The organism is Polaromonas sp. P3_B4, assembly GCF_056402835.1.
Window position 1 is genome coordinate 2,796,127 of the sequence record NZ_JBFUGQ010000001.1, and the last position, 17,087, is coordinate 2,813,213.

17 protein-coding genes are annotated in these 17,087 nt (G+C 60.9%); 8 read left to right on the top strand and 9 right to left on the bottom strand.

The genetic code is table 11. The features are described 5' to 3' along the window. The first annotated feature begins 1 nt into the window (after position 1). A complete protein-coding gene (gene kefC / locus AC1DVV_RS13350; RefSeq protein ID WP_477702235.1) occupies positions 2–1,840 on the top strand; it encodes a glutathione-regulated potassium-efflux system protein KefC in 1,839 nt (612 codons plus the stop codon). Positions 1,841–1,915: 75 nt separating this feature from the next. On the opposite strand, the gene AC1DVV_RS13355 is transcribed toward kefC, so the two are convergent. The 6 genes from AC1DVV_RS13355 to AC1DVV_RS13380 all read right to left on the bottom strand — a co-directional run bounded on the left by AC1DVV_RS13355 (position 1,916) and on the right by AC1DVV_RS13380 (position 8,893). Then, positions 1,916–4,138 (bottom strand): serine/threonine-protein kinase, encoded by a 2,223-nt coding sequence (locus AC1DVV_RS13355; protein ID WP_477702234.1) that lies wholly within the window; start codon positions 4,136–4,138, stop codon positions 1,916–1,918. Positions 4,139–4,273: 135 nt separating this feature from the next. After that, positions 4,274–5,164, bottom strand: a complete 891-nt coding sequence (locus tag AC1DVV_RS13360) for an adenylate/guanylate cyclase domain-containing protein (RefSeq protein ID WP_457282231.1) — start codon at positions 5,162–5,164, stop codon at positions 4,274–4,276. A gap of 211 nt (positions 5,165–5,375) precedes the next feature. Continuing rightward, on the bottom strand, positions 5,376–6,131 hold the full coding sequence (locus tag AC1DVV_RS13365; RefSeq protein ID WP_457282232.1) for a sulfite exporter TauE/SafE family protein: 756 nt from the start codon (positions 6,129–6,131) through the stop codon (positions 5,376–5,378). Positions 6,132–6,294: 163 nt separating this feature from the next. Beyond that, positions 6,295–7,497 carry a 3-oxoadipyl-CoA thiolase gene (pcaF, locus tag AC1DVV_RS13370; protein ID WP_477666656.1) on the bottom strand — a complete coding sequence of 401 codons (1,203 nt, stop codon included), beginning with the start codon at positions 7,495–7,497 and terminating at the stop codon, positions 6,295–6,297. A 32-nt stretch (positions 7,498–7,529) separates the two neighbouring features. Then, positions 7,530–8,180 carry a 3-oxoacid CoA-transferase subunit B gene (locus tag AC1DVV_RS13375; protein WP_477648347.1) on the bottom strand — a complete coding sequence of 217 codons (651 nt, stop codon included), beginning with the start codon at positions 8,178–8,180 and terminating at the stop codon, positions 7,530–7,532. Then, positions 8,177–8,893 carry a 3-oxoacid CoA-transferase subunit A gene (locus tag AC1DVV_RS13380; protein WP_457282235.1) on the bottom strand — a complete coding sequence of 239 codons (717 nt, stop codon included), beginning with the start codon at positions 8,891–8,893 and terminating at the stop codon, positions 8,177–8,179. Before AC1DVV_RS13380 ends, AC1DVV_RS13375 begins: the two co-directional genes overlap by 4 nt. Positions 8,894–9,005: 112 nt before the next feature. On the opposite strand from AC1DVV_RS13380, the gene AC1DVV_RS13385 reads away from it, so the two are divergent. Beyond that, positions 9,006–9,797 (top strand): IclR family transcriptional regulator, encoded by a 792-nt coding sequence (locus tag AC1DVV_RS13385; protein WP_477702233.1) that lies wholly within the window; start codon positions 9,006–9,008, stop codon positions 9,795–9,797. Positions 9,798–9,912: 115 nt separating this feature from the next. On the opposite strand, the gene AC1DVV_RS13390 is transcribed toward AC1DVV_RS13385, so the two are convergent. After that, positions 9,913–10,134 carry a hypothetical protein gene (locus AC1DVV_RS13390; RefSeq protein ID WP_457282237.1) on the bottom strand — a complete coding sequence of 74 codons (222 nt, stop codon included), beginning with the start codon at positions 10,132–10,134 and terminating at the stop codon, positions 9,913–9,915. A gap of 193 nt (positions 10,135–10,327) precedes the next feature. Here AC1DVV_RS13390 and AC1DVV_RS13395 point away from each other — a divergent pair, with 193 nt between their 5' ends. Continuing rightward, positions 10,328–10,762, top strand: coding sequence for a DUF1841 family protein (locus AC1DVV_RS13395; protein ID WP_477702232.1), 435 nt, complete (start codon positions 10,328–10,330; stop codon positions 10,760–10,762). A 180-nt stretch (positions 10,763–10,942) separates the two neighbouring features. Here AC1DVV_RS13395 and AC1DVV_RS13400 read toward each other — a convergent pair whose 3' ends face one another. Beyond that, positions 10,943–12,613, bottom strand: coding sequence for a hypothetical protein (locus tag AC1DVV_RS13400; RefSeq protein WP_457282239.1), 1,671 nt, complete (start codon positions 12,611–12,613; stop codon positions 10,943–10,945). A gap of 228 nt (positions 12,614–12,841) precedes the next feature. On the opposite strand from AC1DVV_RS13400, the gene AC1DVV_RS13405 reads away from it, so the two are divergent. The 3 genes from AC1DVV_RS13405 to AC1DVV_RS13415 all read left to right on the top strand — a co-directional run bounded on the left by AC1DVV_RS13405 (position 12,842) and on the right by AC1DVV_RS13415 (position 14,296). Next, positions 12,842–13,105 (top strand): hypothetical protein, encoded by a 264-nt coding sequence (locus AC1DVV_RS13405; RefSeq protein ID WP_457282240.1) that lies wholly within the window; start codon positions 12,842–12,844, stop codon positions 13,103–13,105. 156 nt (positions 13,106–13,261) lie between these two features. Continuing rightward, positions 13,262–13,531 carry a hypothetical protein gene (locus AC1DVV_RS13410; protein ID WP_457282241.1) on the top strand — a complete coding sequence of 90 codons (270 nt, stop codon included), beginning with the start codon at positions 13,262–13,264 and terminating at the stop codon, positions 13,529–13,531. 39 nt (positions 13,532–13,570) lie between these two features. Next, positions 13,571–14,296, top strand: coding sequence for a CARDB domain-containing protein (locus tag AC1DVV_RS13415; protein ID WP_457282242.1), 726 nt, complete (start codon positions 13,571–13,573; stop codon positions 14,294–14,296). A gap of 557 nt (positions 14,297–14,853) precedes the next feature. Here AC1DVV_RS13415 and AC1DVV_RS13420 read toward each other — a convergent pair. Beyond that, complete coding sequence (locus tag AC1DVV_RS13420) at positions 14,854–15,312, bottom strand: outer membrane lipoprotein (protein WP_457282243.1); 459 nt, start codon at positions 15,310–15,312, stop codon at positions 14,854–14,856. Positions 15,313–15,523: 211 nt separating this feature from the next. Here AC1DVV_RS13420 and AC1DVV_RS13425 point away from each other — a divergent pair, with 211 nt between their 5' ends. Together AC1DVV_RS13425 and AC1DVV_RS13430 are read left to right on the top strand one after the other, a co-directional pair. Continuing rightward, entirely contained in the window at positions 15,524–16,162 is a 639-nt protein-coding gene (locus tag AC1DVV_RS13425; RefSeq protein WP_457282244.1) for an RNA polymerase sigma factor, read from the top strand. After that, the gene (locus AC1DVV_RS13430; RefSeq protein ID WP_457282245.1) at positions 16,155–16,850 is read left to right on the top strand and encodes a hypothetical protein; all 696 of its coding nucleotides are present in this window, start codon (positions 16,155–16,157) and stop codon (positions 16,848–16,850) included. Before AC1DVV_RS13425 ends, AC1DVV_RS13430 begins: the two co-directional genes overlap by 8 nt. Positions 16,851–17,087 lie beyond the last annotated feature (237 nt).

The window sequence follows — 17,087 nt, forward strand, 5'->3', positions numbered from 1 at the left end:
CATGGAGCACGCACCCGCCTGGCTGACCAACAGCTTTATCTACCTGGCCGCCGCCGTCATTGCCGTGCCGCTGGCCAAAAAACTCGGCCTCGGCTCCATCATCGGCTACCTGGCCGCCGGCATCGCCATAGGCCCCTGGGGCCTGGGGCTGGTTACCAATGTGCAGGACATCCTCCACTTCGCCGAGTTTGGCGTGGTGTTGATGCTGTTCCTGGTGGGGCTGGAGCTGGAGCCCAAGCGCCTGTGGAATTTACGCCGGCCCATCTTCGGCTGGGGCAGTGCCCAGGTGCTGGGCTGCGCCGCCCTGCTCATGGGCGTCGCGATGGCATTTGGCGTGAGCTGGCAGATTGCGCTGGTGGCCGGCCTCGGGCTGGCGCTGTCGTCTACCGCCATCGCGCTGCAGGCCATCGGCGAGCGCCACCTGATGCCGACGTCGAGCGGCCAGGCCGGGTTTTCCATCCTGCTGTTCCAGGACGTGGCGGCCATCCCGATTCTCGCGCTGTTGCCCCTGTTGGGCGCAATCGGTGGAGAAAATGAGGCTGTAACGCATACCAGTCGTGCGCTGGAAGCTATCAAAATCGTAGCGGCCATCGTCGGCATTATCCTGGGCGGCCGCCTGCTGCTGCGGCCCCTGCTGCGCTGGATCGCCAACAGCGGTACACCCGAAATTTTCACCGCAGCCTCGCTGCTGCTGGTGGTGGGCATTGCGGCGCTGATGCAGTTCGTCGGCCTGTCGATGGCCCTGGGCGCTTTTCTGGCGGGTGTGCTGTTGGCGGAAAGTGAATACCGCCGCGAACTCGAAACCGATATCGAGCCGTTCAAGGGCCTGCTGCTGGGCCTGTTCTTCATTGCCGTCGGCATGAGCATCGACTTCGGCGTGCTCTGGAAATCGCCCGGACTGATGGCCGCCATCCTGGTGGGCTTCCTCGGCCTGAAACTGGTCGTGATCTACGGCCTGGCGCGCCTCATGAAGCTGCCTTTCCAGGAACGCCCGGTGTTCGCGGTGCTGCTGGCGCAGGGCGGCGAGTTCGCCTTCGTGGTGTTCCAGGCAGCAGCCGGGGCACATGTGTTTTCCGCTGAGATCGCCTCACTGCTGATAGGTGCGGTGGCGCTGTCCATGCTGCTGAGCCCGCTGCTGCTGGTGGCCGTCGACAAGCTGCTGCTGCCGCGCTGGGCCGGCTGCGACACGCCGCAACTCGAAGAAATTTCCGAGCAGCAAGAGGCCCCGATCATCATTGCCGGTTTCGGCCGCTACGGCCAGATCATCGGCCGTATGCTGCTGGCCCAGGGCATTCCGGCCACCGTGCTGGACCACGACGCGGAAATGGTCGAAACCGTGAGGGCGTTCGGCTACCGGGTCTTTTACGGCGATGCGACGCGGCTGGACCTGCTGCGCACTGCCGGCGCGGCCACGGCCAAAATCCTGGTGCTGTCGGTCGACGACATGGAGCAGTCGCTCAAGATCGTTGACCTGGCGCGCGAGCATTTTCCGCAAATGCAGATCGTTGCCCGCGCACGCGACGTGACACACTGGAACGCGCTGCGTGACCGCGGCGTGATGCAGGTGGAACGTGAGGTGTTCGAGTCCAGCCTGCGCAGCGCGCGTACGGTGCTGGAGCTGCTGGGCCAGCCGCCGCACGAAGCGCGCCAGGCGGCGATGCGCTTTCGCCGGCACAACCTGGAGCTGTTCGAACGCATGTACCCGCATCGCAAGGACCGCACCAAGGTCATCGCCGTAGCCACCCAGGGACGCCTGCAGCTGGAAGAACAGCTGGCCCAGGAACGCCAGCAACAGGCGCAGCGCCGGCCAGTTGCCTGGCAGGGCCAGGAATCTGAATAAAATGTCGCGCCAGCCCTTTAACAACGGGCGCCAGCAGCTATCGTTTTTATAGCAAAAAATGAGGCAGTCGGCGGCCTACCGGTTCGACTGATCCTCGCGCCGCCGCTGCTCCATGACCCGCCGTTCCACACACACCGGGTGCTGGGCGAAGCCCGGCTTGGCACACTGCTCAGACATGCAGATCTGGAAACCGAGGAGGATGCGCCCTTCACAGGCCTGCCGCGGATTGCCGGCCGCTGCCTGCGGCGCCGGTGTGGCAGCGTGGTCGGTCGCCGAAGGGGAAGGGGTAGCGGCGGATTTGGGCTGAGCCTGTTTGGCCTGCCGCTCTTTTTCCAATGCAGCCTTTCGGGTGGCGGCCGCAGCCGCAAGCGCCGCCCTGGAGGCTGCAGACAGGGGTGCCTTCGCCACAGAAGAGGAAGCAGCCGAGGCCGCAGGCTGGGCCTGCGCAGCTGGCACTGCGGGTGCAGCTGCAGCAGGCGCCGCAGACACCACGGGCGAAGTGGAAGCTGCTGGTGCCACCCTCGCCGCGCCGGGCGCTGCCTTGGCCGCTATATTGGCCGGTATGGCAGACGGTGTGGCAGGGGCAGCGCGGCCGGAAAGGGATTTCCATCCAAGGCCGATCACGGCCACCGCCACCAGGCCCGCCAGACCCCACACCAGGTAGCGGTAGGGTGCAGGTGAAGCTGCCTTTGCGGGTGCCGTTGCGACCCCGGGCGACGCCAGGGGACTGCGCCGCCGTGCCGATTTTGACTTTATCGGCGGCAGTGCGGCGTCGTTGGTATTCGCGGCTGGGCTCCTGGCGGGAATTGCAGCTGCACCTTGCGTTGGCCGCCCGCTGGCAGGCTCAGGTGCTGCCGGGCTCACGGCTGCCTCGCTAAACACGGTCTCCGGCCAGTCGGTGGATGCGTCATGCGCTTCCTGGTCCGGTTGAGCCGCCGCAACCACCACCGGTGTCCCCAGGCGCGTGGCATCCGGGTCATCGGCGGCGGGTTTCACCGGCACATGAGGCGGCAAAGGCGCCTTGGCTGCCGCCTCTTCAAGGGCCTTCCAGGCCATGTCGGTGTCGGCCGCGGAGGCGGATGCGCTGGCCGGCGCTGGAGGGGCTGGAGGGGCTGGAGGGGCTGGTTGTGTATCGGGACGCGGAACAATCAGCGTTCCGGTACCCAGGCGCCGGCCGATGTCCGAGTCGTCTGCGCCAGGCACGCCGAGTTTTTTGAGGCGGCGGCGCGCCAGGTCGGCATAGATACCCGACGGGAACTTGGCCAGAAAGCCCTGGATGTCTTCCACATCCATGGACTCCTTGATGTCTTTCCAGTAGACGAGCTCGAGCTCCTGCGTCACGACCGAGATGTTGGCGCTGGTGCCCGACGGCTGGTCAACCAGCGCTTCGCCGGACAGCATCGTGGAAGTCCAGGTTGAACTGCTGCCGGGCCCGGGCGGCACGGCGGTCGGAACCACCGAGATATCGGGCGCCTCGCGTGCCGCGGCCTGCAGCGCAGCAAGGAACTCCTGCGCGCTGGCATAACGCTGGTCGCGCGATTTGGCCAGGGCCTTGGCCACCACGGCATCCAGAGCAGCGGGCAATCGGGCATTGAACGCACCCGGCATGACCGGGGTATGCCCGACGATCTGCTGGATGGTGGCGAAGTCGGTGTCACCGTCAAACGGCCGTTTCCCGGTAAGTAACTGATACAGCACGATGCCGGCAGCAAACAGGTCGGCGCGGGCATCAATCGGCCGGCCCTGCACCTGCTCGGGCGACATGTATTTCAGCGTTCCGACCATGGAACCCTGCGTACGGGTGGCTTCGCCGGAATCCTGGATGCGCGCCACACCAAAGTCGGTGAGCTTGACACGCCCGCTCGTCTCGATCAGCAGGTTGGCCGGTTTGATGTCGCGGTGGACGATGCTTTGCCTGTGCGCGTAATCCAGCGCCGAAAGCAGGTCACCCATGATGCCCAGGGTTTGCTCCAGGGTATAGAGGTTGCCCTTGTCCAGGTGGTGCTTGAGGTCGTCGCCGTCGACGAATTCCATGACCAGGAAGGCAATGTCGCCGTCACGGTCGGAGTCATAGACGCTGACAATATGCGGATGCTGCAGGCGCGCCGCAGACCGGGCCTCGGTGCGAAAACGCACTTCGTACTCTGCGGCGGCTTCTTCCGAAAGATTTTCGACCTTGATGGTCTTGATCGCCACGCGACGGTCAAGGTTGGGATCCCGCCCCTCATACACCAGCCCCATCGCCCCCTTGCCGAGGACGCGGATGAGATCGTAACGGCCAAGTTTCTTGAGACTCATGAGGGAATGGAAATGGACGTAACTGGCGGAAACCGTGCTGCGGGCCTGAGGGGGACGCCTACGTCTTGAAACAAAAAACGATTCTAGCCTGCATCATGCAGCGAAAAAGGTCCGGAATCCGCCCTCTTCCGCGGATCAGGTCCTGATGGAAAACGTGACAAGCGGGGCATTTTCGTCGGTACGCTCGCAGCCCGGCACGATCTGGCCGCTGCCAACCAGGTAGCACTCGGTGCGCCGCAGCACCACCGCCTCACTCTGGTTGCCAAGGTACACCCAGGTGCCGTAGCTGGAAGCGTCCGTCAACACAAAATGCCCGCCACGCCATTCGAGGGTGGCATGCATGCGCGAAACACGGGGGTCGTTTAATGTCAGCGCCGCATCGGCGGCCCGGCCCAGCGCCAGCTTGCTGCTTTTCGAATCCAGCCTGACAGTTTGCTCCGCAAAGCTGAGTTCGAGGAAGGCCTGGCTGGGTGAAGAGAACATCGAACGCCCGGCCATCGTGGCATCCTCGTCGCGGCCAGCCTGCCATTCGACCCGGTAGACATGGCTGGCTTCAGCCCTGCCGCGAAGGTACATGGGGCCCATGCTGCGCAGGGATGCCCTCTGGGCGGGCAACAGGGCGGTCCAGACGTTTTCGGTCGTGAGGATCTGGGCGGCACCCGCAAGGTCTGCGAGCCGGGCGGCGGAATTGACGGTGTCACCGAAACAGTCGCCGTCGATTTCAACCACTTCACCCGACTCGATACCCATCTGCATCTGTACCGGGGTGCCGCTGCCGCCCGGCTTGATCGGTTTTTCCTGAAGGCGCTTCTGGATGCTGATGCAGGCGGAAAGCGCGTCGCCCTCGTTGGGAAACACCACAAAGAGGCCGTCACCCAGCAACTTGACCACACGCCCCTGGTGTTGCTGGAAGACCTGGCTCAGGACGCCGATGAGCTGGGTCACGAAGTGCGATGCTGTTTCATCGCCCAGCCGTTCGAACATGCTGGTGCTGCCCACAAGATCCGCAAAAACGACTGTGGTCATGAAGGGCGTTAGCCGCGGTGCGCGCTTCTTGTTCTCATGCCAGCGATTCTCACAGAAATTTGCAGTGAAGAGGCCGGTGAAATTCCCGGGCTCCCCGCAAGAAACCAGCGGACGCGCCGGGTTTCACAAGCCGCAGTAGACGGGAAAGGGAAATACCGGTAAAGCAATTGCAGAGGTTCGCATGGCAATCCGTGCCGGCCACTTCACGCTTCTAGCGGAAAGCGTCCCAGAGCAGCTTGCACCCGGTCAGCAACATGCCGACATACAGCAGACGATAGAAAAGCACCGGGCTGATGCTCCGGGCCATGCGCACGCCTATCCACACGCCCAGTGGCGCCAGCGGCAGCAAAACCAGCGACGTCGCCATATTGCGCAGGTCCAGCAGACCCAGCCAGGCGTATGGAATCCATTTGGAAAGGTTGATGACAAAAAAGAAAGCGGCCATGGTAGCCGTGAACTTCACCGGGCTCAGGCGCATGGGGATCACATAGGCGCTCAGCGGCGGGCCACCTGCGTGAGATACAAAGCTCGTGAAGCCCGAGGTCACCGTCAGAATGGCGCCCAGCCACTTGGGCGGCGGCGGGCTGTCGGGCCGGGGCGGGAACAACAGGCGCTGCGCCAAAAACAACAAGGTGAATATTCCCACCACCCCTGCCACGACTCGGGCGTCCAGCACCTTGAACAACAGCGCCCCCACCACGGTTCCCACCAAACCAAAAGGGATCAGGAATTTCAGAAACTTCACATCGAAGTCCCGGCGAAAAGCCGCCAGCCCCAGCAAGTCCATCAGCAGCAGCACCGGCATCAGGATGGCGGCGGCCTGCGGCACGGTGACCGTCAGCGCCATGACGGGAACCGCAAGAGACCCGAAGCCGGCCCCAAAACCACTTTTGCTGATGCCCAACATCAGCACGGCGGGAATTGCCACGGCATAGAAGAAGGCGTCGGTGATCAGCGGGAAATCCATGGATTTATGTAAAAAACATCGGTTACCCAAAAGGGACGGGCGCAAGCAGCTATTAAAACAATAGCAAACCGGAACCAGGGATGTATTTCACCACAGGCCGTCCATGCAATGGCGATTGCCTCAGGCGCCCCCGCGCGAGGGGATGCCCAGTCACCGGTCTGGGCTAGACACGCTCCAGAATCACCGCGATGCCTTGGCCTACGCCGATGCACATGGTGGCCAGCGCGTAACGGCCACCGCCCTTGTGCAACTGGTTGACGGCCGTGGTGGCCAGCCGCGCTCCCGAAGCCCCCAGCGGATGGCCCAGCGCGATCGCGCCGCCGTTGGGGTTGACGCGCGGATCGTCGTCCCGCACACCCAGCATGCGCAGCACAGCCAGGCCTTGTGCGGCGAAGGCTTCGTTGAGTTCGATCACATCCATCTGCGCTATCGTGAGACCGGTGAGCGCCAGCACTTTTTGTGTGGCCGGGGCAGGGCCGATGCCCATGATGCGCGGCGCCACACCGGCCGTGGCCATACCGACCACGCGCGCCTTGGGCGTAAGGCCGTTTTTTGCGGCGGTGGCTTCGTCGGCCAGCAGCAACGCACAAGCGCCGTCGTTCACGCCACTGGCATTGCCGGCGGTCACCGTGCCGTCGGGCCGCACCACGCCCTTGAGCCTGGCCAGCGCTTCGAGCGAGGTTTCGCGCGGGTGTTCGTCTTTGCTCACCACGATGGGGTCGCCCTTTTTCTGGGCAATCGTCACCGGCGTGATTTCAGCGTCGAAGTAGCCGGCCTTTTGTGCGGCCACGGCTTTGAGCTGGCTGGCCAGCGCCATTTTGTCCTGGTCTTCGCGGCTGATCTTGTAGTCGGTAGCGACGTTCTCGGCCGTCTCGGGCATGGCATCAACGCCGTATTTTTCTTTCATCAGCTTGTTGATGAAACGCCAGCCGATGGTGGTGTCATACACCGCATTAGCGCGGCTGAAGGCGCTCTCGGCCTTGGGCATCACAAAGGGTGCGCGGCTCATGCTCTCGACGCCGCCTGCGATCATCAAGGTGGCCTCGCCCGACTTGATGGCACGTGCGGCACTGCCCAAGGCATCCAGGCCCGAGCCGCACAGGCGGTTGATGGTGGAGCCCGGCACGTCCATGGGCAGGCCGGCCAGCAGCGCCGCCATGCGTGCCACGTTGCGATTGTCTTCCCCGGCCTGGTTGGCGCAGCCGTAGAGCACATCCGTGACTGCCTGCCAATCCACGTTCGGGTTGCGCGCCATCAGCGCCTTGATCGGGATCGCACCCAGGTCGTCGGTGCGCACACTGCTGAGGGCGCCGCCGTAGCGGCCGAAAGGGGTGCGGATGGCGTCGCAGATAAAAGCTTGGGTCATGGTGTGTGCTTTGAAAGAAGTGAGATCAACGATCAGGCGGCCGCAATCGGCAGGCCCACCAGTTTTTCAAGTTCGGCGTGCGTGAGGCCTTCGACGGTGTCGATCAGCTTCAGGCCCTGCGGTGTGCATTCCAGCGTGGCGATGTCGGAGTACACGCGCTTGACGCAGGCGATGCCGGTCAGCGGATAAGTGCATTGCTGCACCAGCTTGCTGGCGCCCTGCTTGGTCAGCAAATCCATCATCACCCAGGTTTGCCGCGCGCCTATGGCCAGGTCCATGGCGCCACCTACTGCGGGAATCGCGCCCGGCTCGCCGGTGCTCCAGTTGGCAAGGTCGCCCGTGGCCGAGACCTGGAAGGCACCCAGCACGCAGATATCGAGGTGCCCCCCGCGCATCATCGCGAAACTGTCAGCGTGGTGAAAAAAGGAGCCGCCCTTGAGCAGCGTCACCGGCTGTTTGCCTGCATTGATCAGGTCGTAGTCTTCCTCGCCCTCGGCAGGTGCGGGGCCCATGCCGAGAATGCCGTTTTCGCTTTGCAGGATGACCTCGCGCCCGGCCGGCAAATGGTTGGCTACCAGCGTGGGCTGGCCGATGCCGAGGTTGACGACGGCCCCGTCAAAAATGTCTTGCGCGACGCGGGCTGCGAGCTGGTCTTTGGTACGGCGTTGGTAGGTCATGGTCATGCCGCCTTTTTAAAACCGCCGGCTTGCGTGGCGGTGCGAGGGATTTTGACGATGTGATGGACAAAGATGCCGGGCGTGACGACGGCTTCAGGGTCCAGGTTGCCGAGCTCAACGATGTCATGCACGGTGGCAATCGTCTTCTTCGACGCGGTCGCCATCACAGGACCGAAATTGCGCGCAGCCATGCGGTAGGTGAGATTGCCCCAGCGGTCGCCTCGCTCGGCCTTGATGAGGGCCACATCGCCATGAATCGGCATTTCCAGCACGTAGTGCTTGCCGTTGATCTCACGGGTTTCCTTGGCAGTGCCGTCGGCGTTGCGCGCCAGTTCGGTGCCGTAGCCCGTGGGGCAGAAGAAGGCGCCTATGCCTGCGCCCGCAGCGCGAATCCGTTCCGCGAGATTGCCTTGGGGCACCAGTTCGAGTTCCAGCTTGCCGCTACGGTACAGGCCGTCAAACACCTGGCTATCGGCCTGACGCGGAAAGCTGCAGATGATCTTGCGCACGCGCCCGGCCTTAAGCAGCGCCGCCAAGCCCGTTTCGGCATTGCCGGCATTGTTGTTGACGACCGTCAGGTCTTTGGCGCCCTGCTCTATCAGGCCGTCGATCAACTCATTGGGGATGCCGGCGGTGCCGAAGCCGCCAATCAGCACGGTTGAGCCGTCTTTCACATCCGCCAGCGCGTCTGCGACGGAGGCGGCAATTTTGTTGATCATTCCAAAGTCTCCAGCTGCGGGCGGCTTGCAGAAATCATCCAGCCACCACTTAAATATTGTTCGACATAAGAACAAGAGTTCGTATAATGAATTCTAGGAGATTTTGATCACCATGGCAAACGCCGCATCCACGCCCATTACCGGCCCCAGGCCCGGAGACGCTTACGTCCAGTCGTTTGCGCGCGGGCTCGAGGTTATACGCTCGTTCAGCACCGAAGCACCGCGGCAAACACTGACTGAAGTGGCCGGTCGCAGTGGCTTGAGCCGTGCGGGCGCGCGCCGCATTTTGCTGACGCTGGAGACGCTGGGCTACGTGCACAACGACGGCAAGCTGTTCAGCCTCACGCCACGCATCCTGGACCTGGGCTTTGCCTATCTGTCCTCCATGCCGATCTGGAACCTGGCTGAGCCGGTGATGGAAGCGCTGGTCGCGGAGGTCAAGGAGTCGTGTTCAGCCGCGGCTCTGGACGGAACGGACATCGTCTACGTGCTGCGTGTGCCGACGCACAAGATCATGAGCATCAGCCTGGGCGTGGGCTCGCGCCTGCCGGCTTACTGCACGTCGATGGGGCGGATGCTGCTGTCGGCCCTGCCTGAGGCCGAAATCATGAAATGCCTGCAGGCCTCAGAGCTGACGGCACGCACCAAGTACACCGTGACCGACATCAAGGAGCTGATGGCCAAGGTCGCGCAAGCCCGCAAGCAGGGGTGGTCGCTGGTGAATCAGGAGCTGGAGGAAGGACTGGTGTCGATGGCCGCACCGATCATCAACCGCGCCGGCCAGACAGTGGCAGCGCTCAACATCAGCGGCCAGGCCAACCGCACCAGCGCCAAAGCCATGCAGGAAACAATGCTGCCGCAACTGCTGGCGGCGGCACAGGCAATATCGCGCATGTTGATCTAGACACACCCCCGTCCGGGCTCACTTCGTGTAGCTTGTTCCCCCCTCGAGGGGGCGGCGCCTGCGGCCCGGCAAAGCCGGTTCCGCGGCCCCTGCTGGTGTGAGACGGGGCCGTCGGTTACGACTTTTTGAAGCCGACGACGAGTACGACGGCGCCCAGCACGATGGCGCCCAGGCTGAGCCATTGGGGAATGTTGACGGACTCTTTTTCTTTCACGGTCAGCTGGATGGGGCCGAGCTTGGCAGCCGTTGTGTCCTTGGTGAAGCTGAAGCCGCCGGTGAAAAAGCCGGCCAGGCCCAAAACGATCAGGATAATGCCTGTGATGCGTGCTGCGTTCATGTGAAATCTCCTCGCCGGGCTTGTGGATGGTTGTGGAATGGCCTTACCCCGGAACTGCGCCACCGTGCCTCGTAATGTAGGCAGCAGCAGGAAAACTGTCTGTAGGACGCAACCAGCGAGCGCTGTGGCCCAAGCGCTGATAAGCAAACCATCACGCCGGCAACGGGAACCGCCTGCGTGATAACCTTTCACCATGTTCACCCCCTCGCAAGCCGACGTACGCCGTTTTTTCTGCTCTGTTTATGCCAAGGCCCGCGCCGGTCAACCGATGGAGGCTATCGAAACCATAGCAAGTCAATGGATTGAAGAGCATCCCGAATACCATGCGGACTTTGCCGACGCCGACAGTGCGCTCGAAAAAATGTACGACGTGGAAGCGGGCAAGACCAACCCCTTTTTGCATCTGTCCATGCATTTATCGATCAGCGAGCAATGCTCCATCGACCAGCCTCGCGGCATTCGCCAGGCCGTCGAGCTGCTGACGGCCAAACGCAACTCACTGCACGATGCGCACCACGAAACCATGGACTGCCTGGGGCAGATGGTCTGGGAGAGCCAACGCGCCGGACGCCCGCCCGACGGCGCGGCCTACATCGACTGCGTGCAGCGCCACGCCACTAGGGATTAGCCCCCACAGTTCCTCATTGCGCGTGTAGCGCCCTGCCCCGAGGGGGTCGCTGCGCCTGCGGGCTGGCAAAGCAGGATCCGCGGCCTCTGCTTGAAAAGAAAAGGATCCCCTTCCCCCCTCCCGATTTCGCGTCTGGTAATTGACCACAAAAAAACGCCGCTTGGTCAGCGGCCTTCTGTTTCAGAGTGCCCTCAAAGGCTGCGCCCGTGGCGCGGACGATACGGGCGCACGCTGCGCTCCGCTGTTGTTCTGCGGCACTGGCCTGGAATGGGTGGGCGCGCTGCGTACCGGCGCTTGCTTGAGAACGCCGGGGTTTTGCAGAATCGGCAACGGCAGGTTGTTGCTGGAATCATTTCTCGGTGCGGGGCTCAAGGGCTTATCCGAATGCGGAATGCCCGGATTCAGAACGGGCTCTTTGCAGGTAATGGTGTAAAACTTCTGCTCTGCCTGGGCGACGACTTTGCCTTCCAGGTTGGTGAGGTTGAAACCGATGCGCACTTTCTGCGTCTTCATGGGTGGCTTGCCTCCCGCAGGCGGTCCCGCCAGCGTATCGGCAAATCCGCCTCCCGTCGGTTTCCAGTCGAGCTCGCGCTTGCCGAACACATGCTTGACCTGATTAGCAGGCACTTCAATATCCTGCAAGGCCGTCAAAAAATGATCGCCAAGAAACAAGCCCTTGCCGTGAAACGCACTGCCCGCATTGATCGTGGTGTGCAGCAGCACAGCACTTGGGCAGATTTGTCCATCGACCATAACAGTGGAGGCGGGTTCGATATTCATGTTGACCTTGGGAACCGTGGCGGCCTGCAAGCCCTGTGGGGCGGGTTTGCTGCACTCCATGTCATAGGTCTTCCAGGCCGACTCGAACTTGGGCGACACGCCGACGATGCGGATGCTGCCTGCTTCGCCGCCATTCGGGTTGTTAGGAACATCGTATTTGTACGAGAAGAAAGCGGTTTTCGAATGGTCGGTCGTCACCGTTTTGATGTCGCTTTTATTCCCGTTGGTATGTTCGTAGCGGAATTTCACCTGCGCGTTCGTGACGTTGGTTTCAATCACACCAGACAGATTCACCTTGCATGCACCGTTGGCAGTCGCTGTTTCAATAATGGTGAGCGACGATTGTGTGACACCAACGCCCGCTTGCAAGTCGCTGATGCCTTGGGGCACCTGCGCACCCGCCCACTGCATGCAGACGACTTTGGCAAACGCTTCCGCATCTGGTGGTGATTCAAAAATTTGTGAGGTGTCGGTGTCGGCAATACTGGTATAGGTGATTTTGTATTTGCTGGTGGTTTTGATGTTCAGCGTGTAAGGCTTGTCGAAGATTGCGGTATTGCCTTTTCCCTGGTTACGCAGGGTACCGGCACGCGCGTTACAGACCTCAACAGCGAAGAGTTCAATGAGATACCGGCCGACGTTCATGGTAATGAACTTGTCGACGTTGGTGGGCCGGTCACCGTATCCATAGCTCTTGCTCACAACGCCCCACTCCGCCCCGGGTGGACGGCCGGGGCCGAACTCCCAGCCCAGGGTTTTGCCAAGGGCGCTGAAGCGCGGCGCAACATTCCAGTTTCTGATGCGATCCTGTCCGGCCGCCATTTGCAAATGCGCATCGAACTGAATCGGCTGGCTCCCGTGTTTCGCAGGGGATAACCGGGTGTAACTCGCACCATTGGACTCAACGTAGATTGTTGGGGCCGAGGTATATCTGACCCAGACATCCACATCTTTGGCCCGCAGCGGTGTACACACGGTGAACAAAATTGCCGCAACCAGCAACAACATGAATGCAGGGTGCCAGGCAGGCGCGTTGCGAATTCCGGCTTGGCTCGAAATGAGGGTTTGCATGATGAACTCCTTAAGGTCTTCGCTCGAATTCTTCGCACCAACGCGAAGTGGCTTGTTTCGAAAGCAGGCTTGACTGCCTTCTGAAACATGAGTCGGGATGTGTACCAAAAGGGTTCAAAAAGTTCTTTTGAACCCCATACCGACGTATTCCGACTCACCTGCATCGGGCGGACGCCGGATACCCCATTCAACCGGGTTGGTTGAAAGCTTCTCTAAAGGAGACGCATCATGAAAAAACAAGCCACAGCTCTATTTGCAGGTCTGGCGCTGACCATCGCAGGCGCTGCCACTTCGGGCTCCTGTTACGCGATGGGCGAAACATCGAACGCCGTTGAGGTACCACCAAGATCTGACATGCCTCGGAAATCAGCAACTCAAAAATCAGCACCATCGCTTGAGATGTCTGACTGCAATCACAACGGCGTCGATGACCTGGACGAGTTCTTTCCGCCAGACTGCTACGGAACGCTCACGAGCAGCGGTGGCAAATAAACACCACACAGACTGCAATCACAACGCCTGGCAAGGTGCGCGTCAAAGAACTTTGAACTCCCCTGCCGTCAAGATCGACTCAGAGAGGGCGCGGGATTTTCCCAGCCCTCTCGCTCACGGTGACGCGGCGAGACAATTTCCTCAAGGAGATCCATCATGAAGAAGCCGTTCTCTGTCTTACTCGCCGGATTACTGTTCGCCTTTTGGGGAGGATCCATCAGCTGCGCAGCAGCAAAAAATCCCAGTCCTCTTATGCCAATCGCAGACAAAGCCCAAATCGGACCTGATCCGCAACGCCGTGCAATCGTCTGCAATACAGCGGCATCGCCACAGTGGTGCTGGGGCGACTTCATCATTCATTGCGGGCACTCCAAGGGCGTCATAAGCACCAATCCTGACGGCACCATCACGTGCACCATCAACTGACTGAAGCAAGTTTCAATCCCCTCATCAAGGATGACCATCATGAAAAAATCCGCTGTATTCCATACCGCGCCCGTGGCGCTGGCATTCCTGTTCGGTGCGGGCTGCCTGCCTGCAGCCTATGCTGCCAATCCGGCCGGCACCCAGCACCTGAAGCCATGCCCACCGGGCACAATTGGCGATTGCGACCGCCGCTATGCCTCACCCGGAGAACCAGCAAGGGCTGTCACATCTCCGGCGACCAATCTGCCACTCAAGACACCGGGGTTACCGCCTCCTCCAACAGTGCACCCAGCCGGCGGAAATAATGCTGCGCCGGTTGATCCGAATGCAGTTGAATCACTGCAGGCAAATGGTTTGCCGGATCTTTTCATTTACCGTTTTTACAAGGCCCCACAAGAGGCAGGTCTGCCGGCAGGTTTTCCGTTCGTCGAGTTTTGCGGCTCCAACGACGGCCAGGGCGGGCCTTCCAGGCGCGTCTATTTTGAAGTGCATAACCGCGGCACCGTGCCCTCTCCGAGTAGCAAGGTCCGCGTGCGGTTTGTGAATCCAAACACGCAACAGGCGCAGACGGTGAATGTGTCGGTTCAGGCTCTGACGGCCCACTCGCATGTGGCAAAGAAGGTGACCATTCCCAAAGGATGTTATTCAGCAGGCTCGAATGCGCAATGCAATTTCACCATCACCGCAGATCCCGACACACAAATAGCAGAGCGCTTTGAAAATAACAATGTGCAAAGTGCATTTTGCGTTGGCCCGACGAATTGAGGCGCGGACATCAAGACAGCGTACGGACACTGGCACCGGCTGGAGGCGGCGAGCCAGGACGCTGAGAAGAACAGGAAAGCGACGGCCCGATTGTCAATGCCAATCGGGCCGCAGTTTAATTTTTGCATCGAGGCATCTACCAGTTTCCCCATCACCAGCCACATTCAGGGTGATGCGCGCTGACAGCGGTCAAGCGAGGCGCTGAGTGCGCCTGCCCTGGCAGTAGGTCAGGAACCTCGGCCAGACGAACCTGAGGAAAGCGCGCGAGGCGTCTTCGCATCGGACTTCACACCAGGCGACGCTGCCTCCGGGGGCGGATTGGTGCAGCCAAAATCCCCCCAGGTGCAATGCTCAAAGTCCTCGATCGACGAGGCGGCCCTAGCCTGAAGATTTACGCTCCCCAAGGTAAGCAGTATGGAGATAGCTATTGACGCAGTAACTTGCGAGGTGATTGGTTTCATATGTCTTCCAATGGTTGGGTTAAGCGCCACCGGGCACATTGCCCGGTGACTCCAGTGAGTCAGACACCGCCGCACAATGGTTCAAAGTATTTGCACTCAGCGCGTGACGCGGCTCTTGCCTTCTGCGGTGCGTACCTGCACACGATCACCTTTTTGGAAAACTTCGTCGCCAGCCTGCACGACGGAAATTCGCTGGCCATCGTCGAGTCGCAGGCTTATCTCGAGTCCTTTGGCTTTCGACATATGGGCCTCTACGGCCTGCCCGGCAAAGCCGCCAGCAACGCCACCCAGGACTGACGCCGCAAGCTGTCCATTTCTATTGGTATTGGTGCTCCCCAGTGCTGCACCAACACTGCCCCCGGCTGCAGCACCAGCGCCACTGACCCCACGTTCAATGGTTACAACGCGTACATCGGTCACCGTGGCCATGACAATGCTGTGGGCCTTTTGGGTATCAGCGTCGGTGTAGACATCATTGGAGTAGCTGCGCCAGGCGCAGCCCTGGGTAGACAGCACACTGGCCAGCACGGCAGTAACCAGAAGGTGGCGTTTCATGGTGTTTTCCTTTCAGGTGATGGGTCACCAATGAGTCGGAGTTGTTGCGCGGTCGGTTCAAACACAAAATTCATTGAACCTTTCACCGCCAACTGCCGACTCATCACACGTTGACTTCTCCATACACAAAATACGCCATGCAGGTTTATACTTCCCAAAATTTCGGCGCCATTGATTTGCTCGCCATACGGACATCAATTCGGGAGGTATTGTGGGAGATCGTTCTGATCCATCGACCGACCCGGAAGCGCAGGCCCTGCAAGCCGACCTTGCCGCCATTGTTCGGCGCGACGAGCAAGCCATGAAGCGCTTTTACCAAGCCCTGGCACCGTCGGTCTACCAGTTCTCCATGCGCCGCTTGAGTGACCCGGTGCAAGCCCAGGAAGTGGTTGTGGAGGCGCTGTATGAAGTGTGGTGCCATGCCGCCAGTTTTGCGGGGCAGTCAAGCATTCGTACATGGGTGTTGGGCATTGCCCGTTACAAGCTGCTCGACAAATTGCGTGAACGCTATCGCCATCAGCATGTCTCATTTGATGAGCAACTGGATTCGCAGTCTGACAACCATGTGGAACCAGAGTCCGATGCCCCCACGGGGTTCGAGCGCGTGGTACAGCGCGAACACCACGACATGATTGCGCACTGTGCGAGCAAGTTACCGCCGGACCAAAGAGAAGCACTTCACCTGGCCTTGTACGAGGACATGCTTTTGGCCGATATCGCCCACGTACAAGCTTGCCCGCAGAACACGGTGAAGACCCGCCTGTTTCATGCGCGCCGCAAAATGAAAGAGTGTTTGCAGCGTTTGTTCAAAGATGTCGAAGGTCCAATGACCGGAGTCCGCCATGACTGAACACGACACTGATGCAGTTAACAAGCAACAGTTGCGCGAACTGTTGCCGTTTCATGCGAACCAGACGCTGGATGAAGCGCAAGCAGAGCAAGTACGTGCCGGATTGCAACGGTATCCCGAATTGGCGGCTGAGCTGGCCTGGCTGCAAGGCATGCGAAGGACTGTTCAAGACCTGCCACTGGACCCTCTGCCCGCCGGCGATCTTGGGTGGTCAACGCTTGCTGCGCGCATCGAGGCGCAACGCCAACCCAAGTTGGCCCGCCCTGGCTCAGCCGACACCGCCTGGCCTGAAATGCTGCGGACATGGCTGCAACGCAACCTCATTCCTATCATGGCAACCGCCTGTGCCGTGCTGGTGGCGCAGGCAGTGGTAATTGCAACACTGGTGCAGCAAGATCCAGGCTATGTCGCGGCAGGCGCGCCTGAGCCGGTATTGAGCACTTCATCGGGCGTTTTGCTGCACGCCACCATTGCTCCAACGGTGACACAAGCACAATTGACCGAGACACTGCACCGCCACAAGGCAACTATCGTGCAAGGCCCCACAGCGCTGGGCATCTACACCCTGCAAATCAAACCCGCTGGCGATGGCGAGCCCGAATCGCGCAATGCGGCGGTTTTGGCACAACGTTTACAACGCGAGGCAGCCACCGTTTTTGAGACTGTCACGCCCGCTGGAGACCGTTGACCATGCTCCGCATTGCGATATTCATCGTGCTGCTGCAAACAGCCTGGGTATCCGGGTCTTTGGCTCAACGCACCCCTGACCCCGGCTCATTCAGGGCAGCTCCAGCAATACCCAACCCCGGTTTGGTGAACCGGGGCTCCATAACTCCACCTCCAAGCTCACCGCCAATAACTACGGCGCCCGGGAACCCCCCAGGCACCGTCACGCCACCTGGGCGTGAAATCAATATTCCAGGAT